Origin of the sequence: Aeromonas sp. SCS5, assembly GCF_001887375.1 — a bacterium.
In the GTDB taxonomy this organism is placed as follows: domain Bacteria; phylum Pseudomonadota; class Gammaproteobacteria; order Enterobacterales; family Aeromonadaceae; genus Aeromonas; species Aeromonas jandaei.
This window is the reverse complement of sequence record NZ_LFCS01000001.1, coordinates 281691-301570: the sequence shown is the minus strand read 5'-3', so window position 1 is coordinate 301570 and position 19880 is coordinate 281691. Positions and strand designations below refer to the sequence as shown.

The window sequence follows — 19880 nt, the reverse complement described above, 5'->3', positions numbered from 1 at the left end:
TCCCGGCTGCTTATCATAATGATAAAGTTGGTCTGCTTTATATCATTTCAGCCCCGAGCGATGCGTCCAGATGATAATTATCTCTACCGTGACTCGGTTTTATCACCCCATAGGTATGTGGTCGCAGCAGGATAAATTCAGTGCGCGCATTACCTCATCAGCCAAATAGGGCTAATCGCTACTATTTTTGTGGCGCTCATCACATACTTTTGCCATTTTTTATTATTCCACAGCAAATCTTTACCTTGGCACGCTTATTGATTGCCCTATATCGACGCTAACCGATGAGCTCACCCATAACCGGGATGCTGGTGACATCGTGAGTGACTGGGGAGCTATTCATATATCATCCAACGAATTGGGGCGAACGATGAAAGCAGTGAACGAGTTAATCAAAGAGATCAAAGCACTCAAATCCAACCTGCATGAAAAAGATTTTCTGCTGACCTGGGAGCAAACACCTCAGGAGCTTGAACTGGTATTGAAACTGGCCGAATCCCTCAAGACACTGCGTGCCGAAAATATTGCTACCAAACTGTTTAACAGCGGGCTCGGTATCTCGGTTTTCCGCGATAACTCCACCCGAACCCGCTTCTCTTATGCCTCTGCACTGAACCTGCTCGGTCTGGCCCAACAGGATCTGGATGAGGGCAAATCCCAGATCGCCCACGGTGAAACCGTCCGTGAAACCGCCAATATGATCTCCTTCTGCGCCGATGCCATCGGTATCCGCGATGACATGTATCTGGGGGCCGGTAACGCCTATATGCGTGAAGTGGGCGCCGCACTGGACGAAGGGTTCGAGAAGGGGGTGCTGCCCCAGCGTCCGGCACTGGTCAACCTGCAGTGCGACATTGATCACCCGACCCAGTCTATGGCTGATCTCGCCTGGTTGCAGGAGCACTTCGGCAGCCTGGAAAACCTCAAGGGCAAGAAGATTGCGATGACCTGGGCTTACTCCCCGAGCTACGGCAAGCCGCTCTCCGTGCCGCAGGGCATCATCGGCCTGATGACCCGCTTTGGCATGGATGTGACCCTGGCCCACCCGGAAGGGTATGACCTGATCCCGGACGTGATCGAAGTGGCCAAGGAGAATGCCAAGGCATCCGGCGGCAGCTTCCGTCAGGTCACCTCCATGGAAGAGGCGTTCAAGGATGCCGATATCGTCTATCCCAAGTCCTGGGCTCCCTACAAGGTGATGGAACAGCGTACCGAACTGCTGCGTGCCAATGACCACGCCGGCCTCAAGGAGCTGGAGAAACACTGCCTTGAGCAGAACGCCAAGCATAAGGATTGGCACTGCACCGAAGAGATGATGAAGCTCACCAAGGGGGGCGAAGCGCTCTATATGCACTGCCTCCCGGCCGATATTTCCGGTGTCTCCTGTAAAGAGGGCGAAGTAACCGAAGGGGTATTCGAGAAATATCGTATCGCCACTTATAAAGAGGCGAGCTGGAAGCCCTATATTATCGCTGCCATGATCATGGCCCGTAAATTCTCCGCCCCAGGAGAGACCCTCGAAACGCTGCTGAAAGAGGCCCAGAAGCGGGTTAAATGAATAGCGTTGGCTGAAATAAATAAAAGAAATGGCAGGGGTAATCATTCCCCTGCCTGCTACAACAGCGGAATTGTCGTGAGTTTTCTCCCCGTGGTATCTGAATATCGGATTTCCCGGTGAGATGGCTCCCGACCCCATAATCTGGATGAGGTACGCATGTCCCAATTTTCTCTGAAGATGGATATTGCCGATAACCGTTTTTTTACCGGTGAACCATCTCCCCTGTTTTCTCGCGCCGAAGCACAAAAGGCCCGTGCCTTTCATAAAAAACTGGCCGGTTATGAACCGACTCCCCTGTGCGACCTGAAAGATCTGGCCGCCTATATCGGGGTAAAAAAAATTCTGGTCAAGGATGAGTCAAAACGCTTTGGTCTTAATGCCTTCAAGATGCTCGGTGGCGTTTACGCCATTGCCAACCTGCTCTGTGAAAAATACGGGGTGGCCGTCGAAGATTTCTCCTTCGATCTCATCAAACGCACCATCAAGGAGCCGATGACCTTCGCCACCACCACAGATGGCAACCACGGTCGCGGCGTTGCCTGGGCCGCCAAGCAGGTGGGTCAGCATGCGGTGGTCTACATGCCCAAGGGCTCTGCCCAGGAGCGGGTTGATCACATTCTCAATCTCGGTGCCGAGTGCATTGTCACCGATATGAACTATGACGACACCGTGCGCCTGACCATGAAGATGGCCGAAGAGCGCGGCTGGCACATAGTGCAGGACACCGCCTGGGAGGGCTACACCAAGATCCCGACCTGGATCATGCAGGGTTACTCCACTCTGGCCGACGAAGCGGTCGAGCAGATGCAGGATATGGGCATCAAGCAGCCGACCCACGTGCTGCTGCAGGCCGGGGTAGGGGCGCTGGCGGGCGGTGTGCTCGGCTATCTGGTGGACTGCTTCGGCGCGAAAAACCTGCACAGTATCGTAGTCGAGCCGGATCAGGCCGACTGCATCTACCGCTCCGGCGTGGCGGGGGAGATGGTCAACGTGGGGGGCGACATGCGCACCATCATGGCCGGTCTCGCCTGCGGCGAACCCAATCCGCTCGGCTGGCCGCTGCTCAGGGGCTGCACCACCCAGTTCATCTCCTGTCACGACAAGGTGTCGGCACTAGGCATGAGAGTGCTTGGCAACCCTCTTGGCAATGACCCCCGCATCATCTCCGGTGAATCGGGCTCGGTCGGCACCGGCGTGCTGGCGGCGGTGCGTCACCACCCGGATCGCGCGGCGCTGATGGAACGTCTGGGGCTGGATAGCAACTCGGTCGTACTCATCATCAACACCGAAGGGGATACCGATGTGAAGCACTACCGGGAAGTGGTGTGGGAAGGCAAACATCCTGCCTGCGATTAACCCCGGCTGTGAGTAATCCCTGCGAGAGCAGAGAGACGAATTGAAGAACTGATCGCGCCTCGCCAACGGGGCGCGGTAACGGGCACAGGGCGCGGCCGACGAACAGGCCGCGCACTCTCAGTTGTTATGGAGAATCACAATGAGCAAGCAAATTCCGTTTGAAATGGTGTTGGAGAAGGCCTACCAGTACAAGGCCGAGATGAGTCAGTTCCTGCGCGACATGATCGCCATCCCGAGCGAGAGCTGCGATGAAGAGCGCGTCGTGCTGCGCATCAAGCAGGAGATGGAGAAGGTTGGCTTTGACAAGGTCGAGATCGACCCCATGGGCAACGTGCTGGGCTATATCGGCCACGGCCCGCACCTGATCGCCATGGATGCCCACATCGATACCGTGGGCGTCGGCAACATGGCCAACTGGAAGTTCGACCCCTATGAGGGGATGGAAGATCACGAGATCATCGGTGGTCGCGGCGCCTCCGATCAGGAAGGGGGCATGGCCTCTATGGTCTATGCGGGCAAGATCATCAAGGATCTCGGGCTGGAAGATCAGTATACCCTGCTGGTGACCGGTACCGTGCAGGAGGAGGATTGCGATGGCCTCTGCTGGCAGTACATCATCGAGCAGAGCAAGATCCGCCCCGAGTTCGTGGTCAGTACCGAACCCACCGACTGCCAGATCTACCGTGGCCAGCGTGGCCGCATGGAGATCCGCATCGATGTGCAGGGGGTCAGCTGCCACGGCTCCGCGCCGGAGCGCGGTGACAACGCCATCTTCAAGATGGGCCCGATCCTTGGCGAGCTGCAGGAGCTGAGCCACAACCTCGGCAACGACGACTTCCTCGGCAAGGGCACCCTGACCGTCTCCGAGATCTTCTTCACCTCCCCAAGCCGCTGCGCCGTGGCGGATAGCTGCGCCGTCTCCATCGACCGCCGCCTCACCTGGGGCGAGACCTGGCAAGGTGCGCTCGACGAGATCCGCGCCCTGCCTGCGGTGAAAGCCGCCGGTGCCGAGGTCTCCATGTACCAGTACGACCGTCCGGCCTACACCGGTCTGGTCTACCCGACCGAGTGCTACTTCCCGACCTGGAAGGTGGAAGAGGATCACATCACCGTCAAAACCCTCTCCAAGGCTTATCGCGAGCTGTTCAACAAGGAGCCGGTGGTGGACAAGTGGACCTTCTCGACCAACGGGGTCTCCATCATGGGCCGCCACGGTATTCCGGTCATCGGTTTTGGCCCGGGTAAAGAGCCGGAGGCCCACGCCCCGAACGAGAAGACCTGGAAAGAGCATCTGGTCAAGTGCGCCGCCATGTACGCCGTGATCCCCATGCTCTATCTGGCCGAGCTGGACAAGTAAGGGGGCGCCGGGTGGTGACTCTCATCACCGTCCGGCAGTTGCAAGTGCCCCGTCTCAATTGAGGCGGGGCTTTGCTGTTTGAAGTGATGTTCGAGGTGGTGGGGATGAAACGGCTGATCAAAAACGGTGTGCTGGTCGATGCACAGGGTGAATATCGTCAGGATCTGCTGATCGATAACGGGGTGATCCGCGCGCGGGCCACCGCTATCCAGCCCGATGGCGAGACCGACGTGATCGATGCCAGCGGCTGTTATGTGATGCCGGGTGGCATCGACGTCCATACCCACTTCAACATCGATGTGAGCATTGCCCGCAGTTGCGATGACTTTTTCAGCGGTACCCGTGCCGCCGCCTGTGGTGGCACTACCACCATCGTCGATCACATGGGATTTGGCCCGGCGGGGTGCAATCTGCATCACCAGCTGGCCCGCTATCACGACTATGCCGCCGATCAGACGGTGATCGATTACAGCTTTCACGGCGTGATCCAGCATGTGGATGACGCCATCCTCCACGAGATGGCCGCCATGGTGCAGGAGGAGGGGATCAGCAGCTTCAAGCTCTATCTTACCTACCAGTACAAGCTCGGAGATCACGATGTGTTGCGCGCCCTGGCCCGCCTCAAGGAGGTGGGGGCGCTCGCCACCGTCCACCCCGAGAACGATGCCGCCATCGCGGCGCGCCGGGCTGCCCTATTGGCCGCAGGCCATCATGAGCCTTGGTATCACCCGCAAAGCCGCCCACTGGAGTGCGAAGCCGAGGCGGTGGCCCGGATGATCAATCTGGCGCGGCTCGCTGGCAATGCGCCGCTCTATATCGTCCACCTCTCCAACGGCTTGGGGCTGGAGTATCTGAAACTGGCGCGTCGTCAGGGTCAGCCGGTCTGGGTGGAGACCTGCCCGCAATATCTGCTGCTCGATGAGCAGTGTTATTACAAGGAGAACGGGGTCGACTATCTGCTGAGCCCGCCGCTGCGCTCACGCTGCGAGCAGGACAAGCTGTGGGTCGGTATCGCTGCGGGCGACATCGATACGGTGGCGACCGATCACTGCAACTTCTCCCACGCCCAGCGCATGACCCTCTCGGGCGGCGATTTCAGCCGCTGCCCCAACGGCTTGCCCGGGGTCGAAAACCGGATGCTGCTGCTGTTTGCCCACGGGGTATTGGGCGGGCGCATCTCGCCGTCGCGCTTCGTGGCACTCACCAGCGCCAACCCGGCGCGCCTGTTTGGCCTCTGGCCGCGCAAGGGCAACTTGCAACCGGGATCTGACGCCGATCTGATGATCATGGATCCCCGTGGTGACACCCTGATTTCCCATCAACAGTTGCACGACAACGGCGACTACAGCCCCTACGAGGGGATGTGCTGCCCCGGCCGGATCAGGCTGACCCTGAGCCGTGGCGAGATAGTCGCTCGCGATGGCGAGTTTCTCGGGCGACGTGGTCATGGCCGCTTTCTGGCCAGAGCGCCCTTTGATCCGGCGTTGGCGCCGGATCTGCACCCGCCTTGCCCCTTGGTGGCAGGCTGACAATCCGTTCGAAATACGCAAATCAGCAAGCTTATGTGAACAACGAAAGGTGGGCCGGTATTGCGCCGGCTTGTCCCATCACTGGAGAGAACAAGATGAAACAGAGAATCGTACTGGCCCTTGGTGGCAATGCGCTGGGCAACAACCTGCCCGAGCAGATGAAAGCGGTGCAGAGCACGGCGGGCACCATTGCCGACCTGATCGCTCAGGGGCATGAGGTGGTGGTGACCCACGGCAACGGCCCGCAGGTAGGGATGATCCAGCAGGCGTTCGAGGTGGCGGCCCGCCACGACCCCAAGGCGCCCCATCTGCCCATGTCGGTCTGCGTGGCCCTGAGTCAGGGTTATATCGGTTATGACCTGCAAAACGCCCTGCGCGAGGCCTTGCTGGCGCGTGGTATTCACAAGCCGGTTGCCACTTTGGTGACCCAGGTGGAGGTGGATAAAAACGATCCCGCCTTCCTCGACCCGAGCAAACCCATCGGCGGTTTCTTCAGCAAGGAGGAGGCCGAGGCATTGATGGCCAGGGGCGAGCGGCTCAAAGAGGATGCCGGCCGTGGCTATCGCCGGGTGGTCGCATCCCCCAAACCCGTCGATATCATCGAGAAAGAGACCGTATCTGCCATGCTGGCCGCTGGTCAGGTGGTGATCACCGTCGGTGGCGGCGGCATTCCGGTGCTGCGGGAGGGCAATCACCTGCGCGGTGCCAGCGCGGTGATCGACAAGGATTGGGCCAGTGCCAAGCTGGCGGAGCTTATCGATGCCGACATGCTGATCATCCTTACCGCGGTAGAGAAGGTCGCCATCAACTTTGGTAAGCCCGATGTGCAGTGGCTCGATCAGCTGAGCGTGGCCGATGCCAACAGCTTTATTGCACAGGGACAGTTTGCCAAGGGCTCCATGCTGCCCAAGGTGGAGGCGGCGCTCTCGTTCGCGACCTCCCTGCCGGGGCGCAAATCCCTGATCACCTTGCTGGAGAAGGCTGCCGACGGCATTGCCGGCAAGACGGGAACCCTTATCAGCCGCTAGGCGTTCCAGCTCGGGTTGAGTGTGATTGCGGGGGCCGTCGGCCCCCTTGTTCATTTCGGGGGCGACCATGGTCAGTGGAAGATGAGCGGCGTAAGATGGCCGCCTTCAAGCGCGGGCAAGACGCCGAGAGCAGATCCGGCGAATGAGTGACAAGAGGTGAGTAACAAGCAAATGAGCGGAAAGATCAATATGGCGGCGCTGGGGGGGCTTGTTCTGCTCACCGCCATCTGGAGTTACAGCTGGATCGTGATGAAGCAAGTGATGCTCTACACGGGGGCCTTCGAGTTCACCGCCCTGCGCTGCCTGTGCGGATCTCTGGTTCTGCTGCTTGTATTGGCCCTGCGCGGGCGCCGTTATCTCAAACCCACCCCGTTTCGCTATACCCTCGCCATCGCCCTGTTCCAGACCTGCGGCATGGTGGGGTTGGCCCAGTGGGCCCTGATCAGCGGTGGGGCGGGCAAGGTGGCTATTCTGAGCTACACCATGCCGTTCTGGGTGGTGATCTTCGCGGCGCTCTTTCTCGGCGAGAGGATGCGCAAGCTCCACTATCTGGCGGTCGGGGTGGCCGCCTGCGGCCTGCTGCTGGTGATCGAGCCCTGGCAGCTGCATCTGGATTCCATGAAGAGTGCGCTGCTGGGGATTGCCTCCGGCATCTGCTGGGGGATCAGCGCCATCATCGCCAAGCGGATGTATGCCCGCCACCCCGCGGTGGATCTGATGTCCCTCACCACCTGGCAGATGATCTACGCCACCATGGTGATGGCCGTGGTGGCGGCGCTGGTGCCGGAGCGACCCATCGACTGGCAGCCCTATGTGTTTGGTGCGCTCGCCTACAGCGCCATCTTCGCCACGGCGCTGGCCTGGAGCCTATGGTTGTTCGTACTGAAAAAGCTGCCGGCCGGGATCGCCAGCCTCAGCACCCTGGCGGTGCCGGTGAGCGGCGTGCTGCTCTCCTGGTGGCTGCTGGGCGAAAATCCGGGGCCGGTGGAGGGGAGCGGCATCGCCCTTATCGTGCTGGCGCTTATCGTCATCAGCCGCAAGGGCAAGCGCTCGGTGGTGTCGGTGGCGGGGGAGACCCGTATCAAGCACGGCTGAGTCGATTGTCGGCAACGAAATACAAAGGGCCCACCATCATGGCGGGCCCTTCTGGTTTTAAGAACACTCTCTTATCGGCGCTGGGCCAGATGCATCATGGCTTCCAGCACGGCACCGCCGATGGCGCGGGCCTTGTCCGATACCGTAGTTGCGTCGGCCCGCTCGCCTCTGGGGTCGATGTCACCGATCTTGAAGCCGATGGTCACCTCAATGCCATCGCTGAGCAGACCTCGCACCATGCCGGAGAGCGGCGCGATAATGGGAGCGTCCCCCACATGGGCGATTACATCCCCCTCCTGCACCAGATCACCGAGCTTGATAATGCTCTTCATCACTCCGGCGACGGGGGCGCGCACCACCCGGCGGGCGGAGTGCCCCTCGATCACCCCGGGAATGCCGGTATTGGGCTGGGCAGGGCCCTGATAGATGACCCGGCCCAGATGGTGGCCACGGTTGGTCTCAATGACCGCATCGCAGTCGCGCCCCGCCTCAAACCCCGGGCCAAGGGCCACCGTAATGGGGGCCATCTCCTTGTGAGTGCCGAGATTTTGCTTGGCGAGGATGGCATCCACCAGATAGCGGGGCTTGAGCTCGGCAAGGGTGGCGCAGTCGGGGTCAACCAGCAGCGGAATGACGCCCCGATCCAGCTGCTCGAACGCCTGCTCGACGCTCTCGACCCGCTTGGCACGCACTCCTTCGACGCTTGTTTCACCGTCGAACATCCCCTGAGCGAAGGCGACAGTGCGGCGGATCACCGTGGGTTTGTCGAGATCCAGCATTACCACCTTGAAACCGGCATTGTGCAAGCGCAGTGCCACCCCGGTGGCGATATCGCCGGAGCCACGCATCACCACCAGTTGATCCCGCTTGAGGCGCACATCATCCTGCATCAGCCCACCCGATTTGCCGTTTTTCACCTGCAGCAGCTCGGCGAGGATGCTGATGGCGATCTCCTCGGGGGTTTCAGCTCCGATGTTGTAACCGATGGGGGCGTGCAGCTGCTGCAGTTGCTCCTGGCTCACCCCTTGCTGGCGCAGCGCCTGGGTGAAGGTCTGCACCTTGCGCTTGCTGGCGAGCAGTCCCAGATAGGCGAGGGGACGGCTGATGAGCCGATCCAGCGCCTCCTTGTCCTGATGGTTGGTGGCGATGATGACGAAGTTGGCGGACTCGATGGCCAGTTTATCGATCACCGCGCTGATGGTATCGGCCTGCACCAGATGGGTACCGGCGGGGAAGAGGTCAGGGTTGAGGCTCCCCTCGAAGCAATCCCCTACATGGACATCAAAGCCGAGCGGCGCCGCAGCATGGGCCACAGCCCGGTTGACGTGGCCGGCACCAATGAGCACCAGCCGTGGTCGCAGACCATAGACATCGATATAGACCGACATGGCACCACCGCAATCCGACCCGACCGCATGCTCACCGTTGCGCGCCATCCGGCCATGGAAGATGCGCGGCTTGCGCTCGGCAATGGCAGCCATCGCTTCCTCGATCACCAGCCGCTCGATCATGCCGCCGCCGATGGTACCGAGGATCTGGCCATCGGCCATTACCAGCATCTGGGCCTGATGGCGCGGGGTGGAGCCCCGGCTTTCGATGATCTGGGCCATGGCAAACGGCGTGTTCTCCTGTTCCAGTCGGGCTGCGTGTGCAAACAGATTCATAAGGTACCTCTTTTCATCCTTAAAACGTCAGGGGCGAGGCTAAAGCGCCTCCCCGTGCGGAGCTGTGCAGATCAGGTGACGGATGGGGGGGGATTCGCGCACGGCCCCCTGCCAGATGGCGTGGATCTCGGGGTGGCGGCTCTGCAGCTTTATCAATTCCGCCAGCCACGACGCCTCATTTTGATAATCGCCATTGATAAACCAGATCCGGCGCGCCCCGGGCGGGGTGCCCTTGAACACCCCTTCGGGGTGGGAGAGCAGCCTGTCAAACAGTGCCCAATCCAGTGGCTCACCGGCTGCAATCCCGCACAGGGCCTGCAATTCAGCCCAGCGGTGGATCTGCGCCGGTTCGGCATTGGCTCCCACCATGGCGCCGCCCAGCAGGGCGATCACCCAGTCACTCTGGTGTGGAATGCAAGGTTCGTGCAAAGCGGGCACTTTCAATAACTTGTGATGGGCGCCATCCGCTTCGACCAGGATGAGATCGAAGCGCTGCTGTCCTTTGAGCAGGTCGATTTGGCGCAGATCCGGCCCTGCAACTTTGCCGGTGCGCTCGTCGAGATGGCTGAACAGGGCAACCAGGGTCGGGCCATCCGGCAGAGCCTGACAGCGAGTAAGTTGACGAACGGGATCCGTCTCGATAATCAATTCCCGATAGTGTGACGGGGCTGGCAGAAACATCCGGGTGGTGGTGGTAATTAGCACCCTTTTACCCTGCTTATAAAAATATTCCGCCAGCCAGAACAGGGTGCTGGTTTTTCCGCCGGCACCACAAAGGCTAATTAGTGTGGTATGGTTGTCACTATTTTCAAGCAGTGGATTTAAAAGCGAACCAATATCCGGAAACGCGTGAATAACAGAGTGTGGCAAGGACATGGCAATGACCGAAATAAATAGCGAGGTGAATGAAAAGGTGCAGGCTCGGGGGCGTGAACAGTGTGACTGTATAATTACCGCAGCAGGTTTGTCATCCCGCATGGGGGCATGGAAAATGATGCTACCTTATGGCTCGGGGACAATTCTTGATGCAAGTCTCAAAAATGCCCTGGCCTTCTGCTCCCGGATTATTTTGGTCGTGGGCCATCGCGGGGCCGAGCTCGCTGCCTGTTATGGAAATCGCCCAGACATCCTCATCGTCCACAACCCTGACTATGAGCAGGGGTTGGGCAGTTCCATCCGCTGCGCTCTGGCGGCCAGCGATGCTGACTACCTCTTTATCAGCCACGGGGATCTGCCCTGTATCCCGCGCGAGGTCTATCAACAGTTGTGGCAGGCACGCGGAGAGTTCGCCCTGTTCCCGAGCTATGAGGGGGAGGCGGGCCACCCGGTCTTGCTGCCAAAATCCCTCGCAAGGGCGCTGGCTGCCGCGCCAGCACAGAGTTCGGTGCGCCGCTGGTTGCTGCAACGTCCCCATCGCACCATACCGGTCGAGAGTCCTACCATCCTCTTTGATATCGATACCCCCGAGCGCTATCAGGCGCTGATCCGTGGCGAACTGGAGCTGCGTTCTGCCGACGAGTTTACGACCGAGCAGGGCTGAGTCGCATCGTTGGGGCCCACCTCCCTCTGCGTGCAATGGCAGCCAGCGGGGCGGTAACGCCGAGTCATCTCGCAGCCTTTGGATAAACTGAAATAGCGACGACCGCCTTTTATATAGCAGTGACTTTTAAGCAAACCCCGGCCATATTGGCCGGGGTTTGCTTGCGATAATGCTGGATGATTTTTACCCTATCAAAGTGATATTTATCGCTGCCGATTTGATACTTTTCATTTTTCTCTGGCATTGCCTTGAATAAAATTTCAAGTGAGTGAGAACCACTCTCATCAATCATAATGGCGACATGCCAAACCGCCTTCATTAATTCGAGCCATCTCACGCTTTTACCCTAAAAAATAGTTTTGCCGATGGAGTGGCCTGATAGTTGCTCCTCTCCTTGCCAAGGGGTAATGCCCGTGCGGGATACCCCATTTATTCATGCTGCCAATGCGCAGAACAGCTGCAAGGAGATAGCCATGGGCGATATTATGCGACCCGTTCCCTTCAAGAACCTTCTGACCCGTATTTTTGCGGAATATAAAGATAGTCAGACTATTTTCGGTATTCCCGCCGCACAATTTTATCGCAAGCAGGACGAGCGCAAGATCAAGGTGTTCGGTGAAACCTGCGAGACTCCCATTGGCCCGGCAGCCGGCCCCCATACCCAATTGGCCCAGAACATCGTCACCTCATGGCTGACCGGCGGGCGCTTTATCGAGCTCAAGACGGTGCAGATCCTGGACCGTCTCGAACTGGAAAAGCCCTGCATCGATGCCGAAGACGAGTGCTTCAACACCGAGTGGTCTACCGAGTTCACCCTGCCCAAGGCGTTTGACGAGTATCTGAAAGCCTGGTTTGCCCTCTACCTGCTGGAAGAGGTGTTCGATCCCCGTCTCGACGGAGAGGCCAAGTCATTCATCTTCAACATGAGCGTGGGTTACAACCTCGATGGCATCAAACAGCCACCGATGCAGCAGTTCATCCACAGCCTGATGGATGCAAGCCAAAGTCCGAAATTTGCCGAGTACCAGCAGGTGGTACGTGACCTCGTGGCCGACGAGCAGTTTATCGCCGAGCTGGGACTGGGGGCGCGCCGCGCTCGCCTGCAACAGCTGGTGGATCGTATCCCGGCCAATCTGGTGCACGGCGTTACCCTCTCTACCATGCATGGCTGCCCGCCCAACGAGATAGAGGCCATCTGTCGCTACATGCTGGAAGAGAAGGGGCTCAACACCTTCGTCAAACTGAACCCGACCCTGCTGGGCTACCCGCGGGTGCGCGAGATCCTCGATACCTGCGGCTTTGATTACATTGGTCTGAGCGAAGAGTCGTTCGATCACGACCTCAAGCTGGATCAGGCCAAGGCGATGCTGACCCGTCTGATGGCGCTGGGGGCCGAGAAGGGGCTCACCTTCGGGGTGAAACTCACCAATACCCTTGGCACCATCAACCGCAAAGGGGCGCTGCCGGGGGATGAGATGTATATGTCCGGCCGGGCGCTGTTCCCGCTCTCCATCAACGTGGCCGCCGTGCTGTCCCGCGCCTTCGAGGGCAAGCTGCCCATCTCCTACTCCGGTGGTGCCAGCAAGTTCAACATCGCGGAGATCTTCGAGACCGGTATCCGTCCTATCACCATGGCCACCGACCTGCTCAAGCCGGGTGGCTACCTGCGTCAGATTGAGTGCCTCAAAGAGATAGATGCGTCGGACAGCTGGGGCATGAGTCAGGTGGATGTGGTCAAGCTGGAGGCACTTGCTGCCAAGGCGCTCACCATGGATTACACCCAGAAGGAGTGGAAGTCCGAGGATCGCATCGAAGTGGGTGGTGGCCTGCCGCTGACCGACTGCTACGTGGCGCCCTGCGTCACCGCCTGCGCCGTGCATCAGGATATCCCCGAGTACATTCGTCTGATGGGCGAGGGAGAGTATGTGGCAGCCCTTGAGCTGATTTATCAGCGCAACGCCTTGCCTGCCATCACCAGTCATATCTGTGATCACCAGTGCCAGTACAACTGCACCCGTCTCGACTACGACAGCGCGCTCAATATCCGCGAGCTGAAAAAAGTGGCGCTGGAGCGTGGCTGGGAAGGGTACAAGGCCCGCTGGCACAAACCGGCAGGCAGTGGTGACAAGCATCCGGTGGCGGTGATTGGCGCCGGCCCGGCCGGTCTCTCCGCCGGTTACTTCCTGGCCCGTGCCGGCCACCCGGTCACCGTGTTCGAGCGAGAAGCGGATGCCGGTGGTGTGGTCAAGCACATCATCCCCGAATTCCGCATTCCGGCCGAACTGATCCAGCACGATATCGACTTTGTCGCCGCCCACGGGGTCAAGTTCGAGTTTGGTTGCGATCCGGCGCTCACCGTCGACAAGCTGCACGCCCAGGGCTTTACCTATGTCTTTGTCGGCATCGGCGCTGACAAGAATGGTGGCATGCGCCTCGAGGGGGGACACGAGCGGATTTACAAATCCTTCCACTTCCTGCGCAGCTTCAATCAGGGCAAACCGCTGCCGCTGGGCCGCCATGTGGCAGTGATCGGTGCCGGCAACACCGCCATGGACTGTGCCCGCGCCGCCCTCAAGGTGCCGGGTGTCAGCGATGTAACCGTTATCTACCGCCGCAGCGAAAAAGAGATGCCCGCCTATCGCGAGGAGTATCTGGAAGCGGTAGAGGATGGGGTACGTTTCTGCTTCCTCACCAATCCGGAGCGCTTTGACAAAGATGGCAAGCTCACGGTGCGGATGATGGCGCTGGGGGATCCTGACGAGCAGGGCCGCCGCCGTCCGGTGCCCACCGAGCAGACCGAAGTGATGCAGATGGATGCCCTGATCACCGCCATCGGCGAGCAGCCTGACTGCGAGGTGCTCAAAGCGATGGGGATTCCTCTTGGCAACGATGGCTGGCCCGAGGTGGATGGCCAGACCGGCGAAACCAGCCGTCGCAACGTCTTCCTCATCGGTGACGTGCAGAGCGGCCCGTCCTCCATCGTCGGTGCCATCGGTGGTGCCCGCCGCGCCGCGGATCTGGTGCTCTCTCGCGAGCATATCGCCAGCCAGCAGAGTGAAGTGACCATCCAGCCGTCGGGCAAGGATGAGATCTACCGCCGCAAGGGGAGCATCGCCATCACCATGGTTGACAAGAACGAGCGCGATGCCTTCGTGGCGCAAGAGGCGCACCGTTGCCTCGAGTGCAACTACCTCTGCAGCAAGTGCGTGGATGTCTGCCCCAACCGGGCCAACGTCGCCATCGCGGTGCCGGGCTTCAAAGACCAGTTCCAGACCCTGCACCTGGATGCCTACTGCAACGAATGTGGCAACTGCGCCCAGTTCTGCCCGTGGCAGGGCAAGCCCTATCAGGACAAGGTCACCATCTTCAGCCTGCCCGAGGACTTCGACAACAGCCGCAACCCCGGGTTCTATCTGGCGGATGGTGGCGAACTGCGGGTGCGTCAGGATGGCGAGACCTATCGCCTGACCATAGACGCCCAGAGCCGGATCAAGGATGCCCCCGAGGCGCTCGCTGACATGTGCCGCATCATCAGCCATGTCCACGCTCATCACCACTACCTGCTGGGGGCCGTCGAGGCCTGAGCGAACCACGAATAAGCGAAGGAGCAAACCATGTTTATTCTGAAGAACGTCACCGCTGTCCAGCTGGAGCCGACCCGGGTGCTGGAAGGGGTGGATATCGCCATCGAAGGATCGCTTATCAAAGCGGTGGGGCCCAATCTGCGGGCCCTCTACCCGGAGGCCAACTATCGGGAGATGGGGGGCAAGCTGGTGATGCCGGGCATCGTCTGTGCCCACAACCACTTCTACTCCGGACTGTCGCGGGGGATCATGGCCAATATCGCCCCCTGCCCGGACTTTATCTCCACCCTGAAAAACCTCTGGTGGCGCCTCGATCGGGCGCTCGATGAAGAGTCCCTCTACTACAGCGGCCTCATCTGCTCGCTGGAAGCGATCAAGAGCGGCTGCAGCGCGGTGATCGACCACCACGCTTCGCCCAACTTCATCAAGGGCTCCCTGAATGTGCTGCGCAAAGGGTTTATGGAGGCGGGCCTGCGCGGCATGACCTGCTTCGAGACCACGGATCGCAACGGCGGCCTCGCCGAGCTGCAGGCCGGGGTGGAGGAGAACATCCTGTTTGCGCAGGCCATTGATGCCGCCAAGGCCAAGGGGAGCGAACCCTATCTGGTGGAGGCTCATATCGGCGCCCACGCCCCCTTCACCGTGCCCGACGAGGGACTCGCCATGCTGCGCGAAGCGGTGCAGGTCACCGGTCGCGGGCTGCATATCCATGTGGCGGAAGACCGCTACGACATGGCCCACGGTCACCACCACTATGGCAAGGAGCCCATCGCCCGGCTGGACGAGTTTGGCCTTGTCGACAGCAAGACCCTGATCGCCCACGGCATCTACCTGAGCCCGGCTGACATCGAGCTGCTCAACAGCCGCGATGCCTTCCTGGTGCACAACGCCCGCTCCAACATGAACAACCACGTGGGCTACAACATGCACCTGCCGGAGTATCGCAATCTGGCACTCGGCACTGATGGTATCGGCTCCGACATGCTCGAAGAGCTCAAGTTCGCCTACTTCAAACACAAGGATGCCGGCGGAGCGCTCTGGCCCGACAGCTTTGCCCGGTTCCTCTGGAACGGCAACACCCTGCTGGAGCGCAACTTCGGCGCCAAATTTGGCCGCCTGGAGCCGGGTTACAAGGCCGACCTCACCATCTGCGACTACGCCGCACCGACCCCGCTGGCGCCGCGCAACCTCGGCGGCCATCTCGCCTTCGGTATGGGCTCATCCTCGGTCAACAGCGTGATGGTCGAGGGACGCATGGTCTATCAGGATCGCGAGTTCGCCTTTGACGTCGAGCCCATTTATCAGCAGGCCAGCAAGGTGGCGAGCCGCCTGTGGCAACGGATGGATCAGCTGGCCTAGGGCCACCCTCCACAGTTTTGGACTGGATTGCCCGCCCTGTGGATTTGCCCGGCGGCGGGCTGCAAGAGTAAGGACTACACATGATTGAGCAATTCTTCCGACCCGAGCAACTGGGTCAGGCTTTGGAACTCAAGGCCCGCTTTGGCAACGACGCCGTCTACATGGGGGGAGGCAGCAAGCTCAACGCAGCCCCGACCCGTACCGACAAGAAGGTCGCCATCTCGCTGGACAAGCTCGGACTTGGCCAGATTGAGCAGCAGCACGGTCAACTCCACATCGGTGCCACCGTCACCCTGCAAGCCCTCAAAGACGACCCTCGTACCCCGGCCGCCCTGTGCGAGGCGCTGGGGTTTGTCTACTCCCGCCATCTGCGCAATCAGGCCACCCTCGGCGGCGAAATTGCCTGCCAACAGCAGGACTCCCCGCTGCTGCCGGTACTGCTGGTCCTCGAAGCTGTGGTGGTGCTGGAGAACAATCAGTTGCAACCCATCGATGCCTATCTGGCGGGCCAGCGCAAGGAGCTGGTGTTGGGGGTGGTGCTGCCGGAGCCCGCGCTGCGCTGCGCCACTCGCCGCATCAGCCGTAACGCCGACGGTCTGGCGGTAATGACCGCCGCTGTGGCCCTCGATACCCTTGGCGAGATGCGGGTCGCCGTTGCTGGCGTTACGCCGCAGCCGATGCGCCTGCGTGATGTGGAGCGCCGCGATCTGCACGATGCCGCGCTGGAGGCGGCCGTGAGCGAGCTGGTTGCACCGCGCGAGGATCTCGGCGGCAGCGTGACCTACAAGCGCTATATCAGCGGGGTAGTGGTGGCGGATCTGCTGGTCGAGTGCCAGCAGCAGGAGGTACAGGCATGATGGAACTCAACTTCACACTGAACGGTGCCCTGCGCACCGTCATCACCCCGGCTGGCGAGAATGCCCAGCGGGTGCTGTTCAACCAGTGCCGGATGCACTCGGTGCGCAACAGCGACGACGGTTTTGGCTTTGCCGGCTCCGACGCCATCCTCTTCAACGGCAAGGTGATCAACGCCTCCCTGCTGATCGCCGCACAGCTGGATGGGGCGCAGGTGCGCACCGCCGAGTCGCTGGGCAGCTGGAACCAACTCAGTCTGGTACAGCAGGCGATGGTAGATGTGGGCGTGGTGCAGTCCGGCTACAACGATCCGGCTGCGGCGCTCATCGTCACCGACCTGCTTGATCGCCATCCCGAACCGACCCGTGATCAAATCGACGATGCTCTCTCGGGTCTCTTTCACCGGGACGGCGGCTACCAGCAGTTCTATCAGGCTATCGAGCTTGCCAGTTCACGGATGAAGGATCCCGATTACCTGTGCCAGATTGCCCCCGAGTTTCGCGACGATCTGCGCCATATCGGCAAGAGTTGCCCGAAAGTGGACGCAGCCAAGATGGTGCAGGCCAAGCCCTGCTACGTGGAGGATCGGGTCACCGAGGATGCGCTGGTCATCAAGATGCTGCGCAGCCCCCATCCCCATGCGGTGATCACCAAACTCGACGTGAGCCGCGCCGAAGCCATGCCGGGGGTGGTGCACGTCATCACCCACCTCAACTGCCCGGATATTTACTACACCCCGGGTGGCCAGAGCGCGCCCGAGCCGTCACCGCTGGATCGCCGCATGTTTGGCCGCAAGCTGCGTCACGTCGGTGACCGGGTGGCCGCCGTGGTGGCCGAGAGCGAAGCCATCGCATTGGCCGCGCTCAAGCTCATCGAGGCCGAGTATCAAGTGCTGCCGGCAGTCATGAGCATTGACGAGGCGATGGCCCCCAATGCGCCGCTGGTCCACGACGAGCCCATCGTCTACATGGCCGGCGCTCCGGCGGATCTCGAGCAGCAGAACGCCTGCTCGGTACGCCGTGGCGACGAGCACATGATCATCAACTTCCCCATCGGTTCCCGCCCGCACGAGAACCTGGCCGCCAGCGTCCATGGCCAGATCGGTGACGTGGCCAAAGGCTTTGCCGAGGCGGACGAGATTGTCGAGCGCACCTACGAATCGACCCAGGCCCAGCAGTGCCCGACCGAGCCGCACATCTGCTTCACCTACATGGATGGCGATCGTCTGGTCATTCACGCCTCTACTCAGGTGCCCTGGCACGTGCGTCGTCAGGTGGCGCGCATCGTCGGCATGAAGCAGCACCAGGTGCATGTGATCAAGGAGCGGGTAGGGGGCGGCTTTGGCTCCAAGCAGGATATCCTGCTGGAAGAGGTGTGCGCCTGGGCGACCAAGGTCACCGGCCGTCCGGTCACCTTCCGCTACACCCGTGAAGAGGAGTTCATCAGCAATACCTCCCGCCACGTGGCCAAGGTGAAGGTGAAAGTAGGGGCCAAGAAAGATGGCACCATCACCGCCATCGAGATGGATTTTCGCGCCAACACCGGTCCTTACGGCAACCACTCTCTGACGGTGCCGAGCAACGGCCCGGCGCTCTCCCTGCCGCTCTATCCGTGCGACAACGTGCGCTTTACCGTCAACACCTACTACAGCAACATCTGCCCGACCGGCGCCTATCAGGGCTACGGCGCGCCCAAGGGCAACTTTGCCCTGACCATGGCCATTGCGGAACTTGCCGAGAAACTGGGCATCGATCAGCTCGACATGGTGGAGCACAACCGGGTGCATGAAGGGGACATCCTCAAGGTGCTGGGTGCCATCGGCGAGGGCAAGATGCCTACCTCGGTGCCCCACGCGGCCAGCTGCGCCCTTGAGCCCATCCTCAAGCAGGGCCGCGAACTGATCGCCTGGGACAGCCCCAAACCCGCCGACGGGGATTGGCGCATAGGTCGTGGCGTCGCCATCATCATGCAGAAATCGGGGATCCCGGATATCGATCAGGCCAACTGCATGGTCAAGCTGGAATCGGACGGCACCTTTATCGTCCACTCCGGTGGCGCCGATATCGGCACCGGCCTCGATACCGTGGTGGCCAAGCTGACCGCCGAGGTGCTGCACTGCCCGCTTGGGGATGTGCACGTCATCTCCGGTGATACCGACCACGCCCTGTTTGACAAGGGGGCCTACGCCTCGTCAGGTACCTGCTTCTCCGGCAACGCGGCCAAGAAGGCGGCCGAGAACCTCAAGGAGAAGATCCTGTTCCACGGCGCCGCCATGCTGGGCGAGCCGGTAGCAGATGTTGAGCTGGCGTTCCCGGGCGTGGTGCGCGGCAAGCTGGGGGAGGTGAGCCTTGCCAAGCTGGCCCACAAGGCCGAGACCGGTACCGGCTTCGGTATCCTCGTGGGCACCGCCAGCTACATCACCTCTGAGCTTGCCTTCCCGTACGGGGCCAACTTCGCCGAGGTGGCGGTCAACGTCAGAACCGGCGAGATCCGGCTCGACAAGTTCTACGCCCTGCTCGACTGCGGCACCCCCATCAACCCGGAACTGGCGCTCGGCCAGATCTACGGGGCAACCATGCGGGCCATCGGCCACTCATTGACCGAGGAGATCTGCTACGACGGCAAGGGCATTCCGCTCACCCGGGATCTGAAGAGCTATGGCGCGCCCAAGATTGGCGACATTCCGCGCGACTTCCGGGCCTTCCTGGTACCGAGTGACGACAAGGTCGGCCCTTACGGCGCCAAGTCCATCTCGGAGATCGGGGTCAACGGCGCGGCGCCTGCCATCGCCACCGCTATCCACGACGCCTGTGGTGTCTGGTTGCGCAAGTGGCACTTCACGCCGGAGCAGATCCTGCGCGAGCTGGGCAAGCTGTAGTCATAAAACGGCAGAGACCGGCAGGCGGAGCAGACTCCGCCTGCCGGATAAACCCGGGTCACTGTGGGGTGTGATGC

At 60.8% G+C, this 19880-nt stretch carries 14 protein-coding genes; 11 read left to right on the top strand and 3 right to left on the bottom strand.

Annotated features, from left to right (window positions below; all coding sequences use genetic code 11):
- Positions 1-370: 370 nt before the first annotated feature.
- From ygeW to BS300_RS01385, 6 genes are all read left to right on the top strand, one after another.
- Positions 371-1558 (top strand): knotted carbamoyltransferase YgeW, encoded by a 1188-nt coding sequence (gene ygeW, locus BS300_RS01410; RefSeq protein WP_033113254.1) that lies wholly within the window; start codon positions 371-373, stop codon positions 1556-1558.
- A gap of 156 nt (positions 1559-1714) precedes the next feature.
- Positions 1715-2914, top strand: a complete 1200-nt coding sequence (dpaL, locus tag BS300_RS01405; RefSeq protein WP_041207666.1) for a diaminopropionate ammonia-lyase — start codon at positions 1715-1717, stop codon at positions 2912-2914.
- Between the two features lie 139 nt (positions 2915-3053).
- Complete coding sequence (locus tag BS300_RS01400; protein WP_033113252.1) at positions 3054-4271, top strand: YgeY family selenium metabolism-linked hydrolase; 1218 nt, start codon at positions 3054-3056, stop codon at positions 4269-4271.
- Between the two features lie 104 nt (positions 4272-4375).
- On the top strand, positions 4376-5800 hold the full coding sequence (gene hydA, locus BS300_RS01395) for a dihydropyrimidinase (RefSeq protein WP_071910347.1): 1425 nt from the start codon (positions 4376-4378) through the stop codon (positions 5798-5800).
- A 95-nt stretch (positions 5801-5895) separates the two neighbouring features.
- Positions 5896-6828 carry a carbamate kinase gene (gene arcC, locus BS300_RS01390; RefSeq protein WP_071910253.1) on the top strand — a complete coding sequence of 311 codons (933 nt, stop codon included), beginning with the start codon at positions 5896-5898 and terminating at the stop codon, positions 6826-6828.
- Positions 6829-6999: 171 nt separating this feature from the next.
- Positions 7000-7923 (top strand): DMT family transporter, encoded by a 924-nt coding sequence (locus BS300_RS01385; protein WP_071910251.1) that lies wholly within the window; start codon positions 7000-7002, stop codon positions 7921-7923.
- Positions 7924-7994: 71 nt separating this feature from the next.
- Here the strand turns inward: BS300_RS01385 and yqeB are convergent, their stop codons facing one another.
- On the bottom strand, positions 7995-9587 hold the full coding sequence (yqeB, locus tag BS300_RS01380; protein WP_071910249.1) for a selenium-dependent molybdenum cofactor biosynthesis protein YqeB: 1593 nt from the start codon (positions 9585-9587) through the stop codon (positions 7995-7997).
- Positions 9588-9626: 39 nt separating this feature from the next.
- Positions 9627-10463 (bottom strand): selenium cofactor biosynthesis protein YqeC, encoded by an 837-nt coding sequence (gene yqeC, locus BS300_RS01375; protein WP_071910247.1) that lies wholly within the window; start codon positions 10461-10463, stop codon positions 9627-9629.
- Between yqeC and mocA the strand changes: the two genes are divergently transcribed.
- Complete coding sequence (gene mocA / locus BS300_RS01370) at positions 10462-11127, top strand: molybdenum cofactor cytidylyltransferase (RefSeq protein ID WP_338429371.1); 666 nt, start codon at positions 10462-10464, stop codon at positions 11125-11127. The two genes, yqeC and mocA, sit on opposite strands and share 2 nt — an antisense overlap.
- Before the next feature lie 109 nt (positions 11128-11236).
- On the opposite strand, the gene BS300_RS01365 is transcribed toward mocA, so the two are convergent.
- Positions 11237-11464, bottom strand: coding sequence for a hypothetical protein (locus BS300_RS01365; protein ID WP_143241665.1), 228 nt, complete (start codon positions 11462-11464; stop codon positions 11237-11239).
- A 136-nt stretch (positions 11465-11600) separates the two neighbouring features.
- Here BS300_RS01365 and ygfK point away from each other — a divergent pair, with 136 nt between their 5' ends.
- The 4 genes from ygfK to BS300_RS01345 all read left to right on the top strand — a co-directional run bounded on the left by ygfK (position 11601) and on the right by BS300_RS01345 (position 19803).
- Complete coding sequence (ygfK, locus tag BS300_RS01360; RefSeq protein WP_071910240.1) at positions 11601-14711, top strand: putative selenate reductase subunit YgfK; 3111 nt, start codon at positions 11601-11603, stop codon at positions 14709-14711.
- Positions 14712-14741: 30 nt separating this feature from the next.
- The gene (gene ssnA, locus BS300_RS01355) at positions 14742-16070 is read left to right on the top strand and encodes a putative aminohydrolase SsnA (protein ID WP_071910238.1); all 1329 of its coding nucleotides are present in this window, start codon (positions 14742-14744) and stop codon (positions 16068-16070) included.
- An 80-nt stretch (positions 16071-16150) separates the two neighbouring features.
- Entirely contained in the window at positions 16151-16927 is a 777-nt protein-coding gene (gene ygfM / locus BS300_RS01350; protein WP_071910236.1) for a molybdopterin-dependent oxidoreductase FAD-binding subunit, read from the top strand.
- A complete protein-coding gene (locus tag BS300_RS01345) occupies positions 16924-19803 on the top strand; it encodes a molybdopterin-dependent oxidoreductase Mo/Fe-S-binding subunit (protein WP_204378234.1) in 2880 nt (959 codons plus the stop codon). The genes ygfM and BS300_RS01345 overlap by 4 nt, the downstream gene beginning before the upstream one ends.
- The last annotated feature ends 77 nt before the right edge of the window (positions 19804-19880 follow it).

Excerpts from the sequence above, each read along its gene's own strand:
- BS300_RS01400 (WP_033113252.1), top strand. The coding sequence starts at position 3,054 with ATGAGCAAGCAAATTCCGTTTGAAATGGTGTTGGAGAAGGCCTACCAG.
- BS300_RS01345 (WP_204378234.1), top strand. The coding sequence starts at position 16,924 with ATGATGGAACTCAACTTCACACTGAACGGTGCCCTGCGCACCGTCATC.
- dpaL (WP_041207666.1), top strand. The coding sequence starts at position 1,715 with ATGTCCCAATTTTCTCTGAAGATGGATATTGCCGATAACCGTTTTTTT.
- ssnA (WP_071910238.1), top strand. The coding sequence starts at position 14,742 with ATGTTTATTCTGAAGAACGTCACCGCTGTCCAGCTGGAGCCGACCCGG.
- arcC (WP_071910253.1), top strand. The coding sequence starts at position 5,896 with ATGAAACAGAGAATCGTACTGGCCCTTGGTGGCAATGCGCTGGGCAAC.
- mocA (WP_338429371.1), top strand. The coding sequence starts at position 10,462 with ATGGCAATGACCGAAATAAATAGCGAGGTGAATGAAAAGGTGCAGGCT.
- yqeB (WP_071910249.1), bottom strand. The coding sequence starts at position 9,587 with ATGAATCTGTTTGCACACGCAGCCCGACTGGAACAGGAGAACACGCCG.
- yqeC (WP_071910247.1), bottom strand. The coding sequence starts at position 10,463 with ATGTCCTTGCCACACTCTGTTATTCACGCGTTTCCGGATATTGGTTCG.
- hydA (WP_071910347.1), top strand. The coding sequence starts at position 4,376 with ATGAAACGGCTGATCAAAAACGGTGTGCTGGTCGATGCACAGGGTGAA.
- BS300_RS01385 (WP_071910251.1), top strand. The coding sequence starts at position 7,000 with ATGAGCGGAAAGATCAATATGGCGGCGCTGGGGGGGCTTGTTCTGCTC.
- ygfM (WP_071910236.1), top strand. The coding sequence starts at position 16,151 with ATGATTGAGCAATTCTTCCGACCCGAGCAACTGGGTCAGGCTTTGGAA.
- ygeW (WP_033113254.1), top strand. The coding sequence starts at position 371 with ATGAAAGCAGTGAACGAGTTAATCAAAGAGATCAAAGCACTCAAATCC.
- ygfK (WP_071910240.1), top strand. The coding sequence starts at position 11,601 with ATGGGCGATATTATGCGACCCGTTCCCTTCAAGAACCTTCTGACCCGT.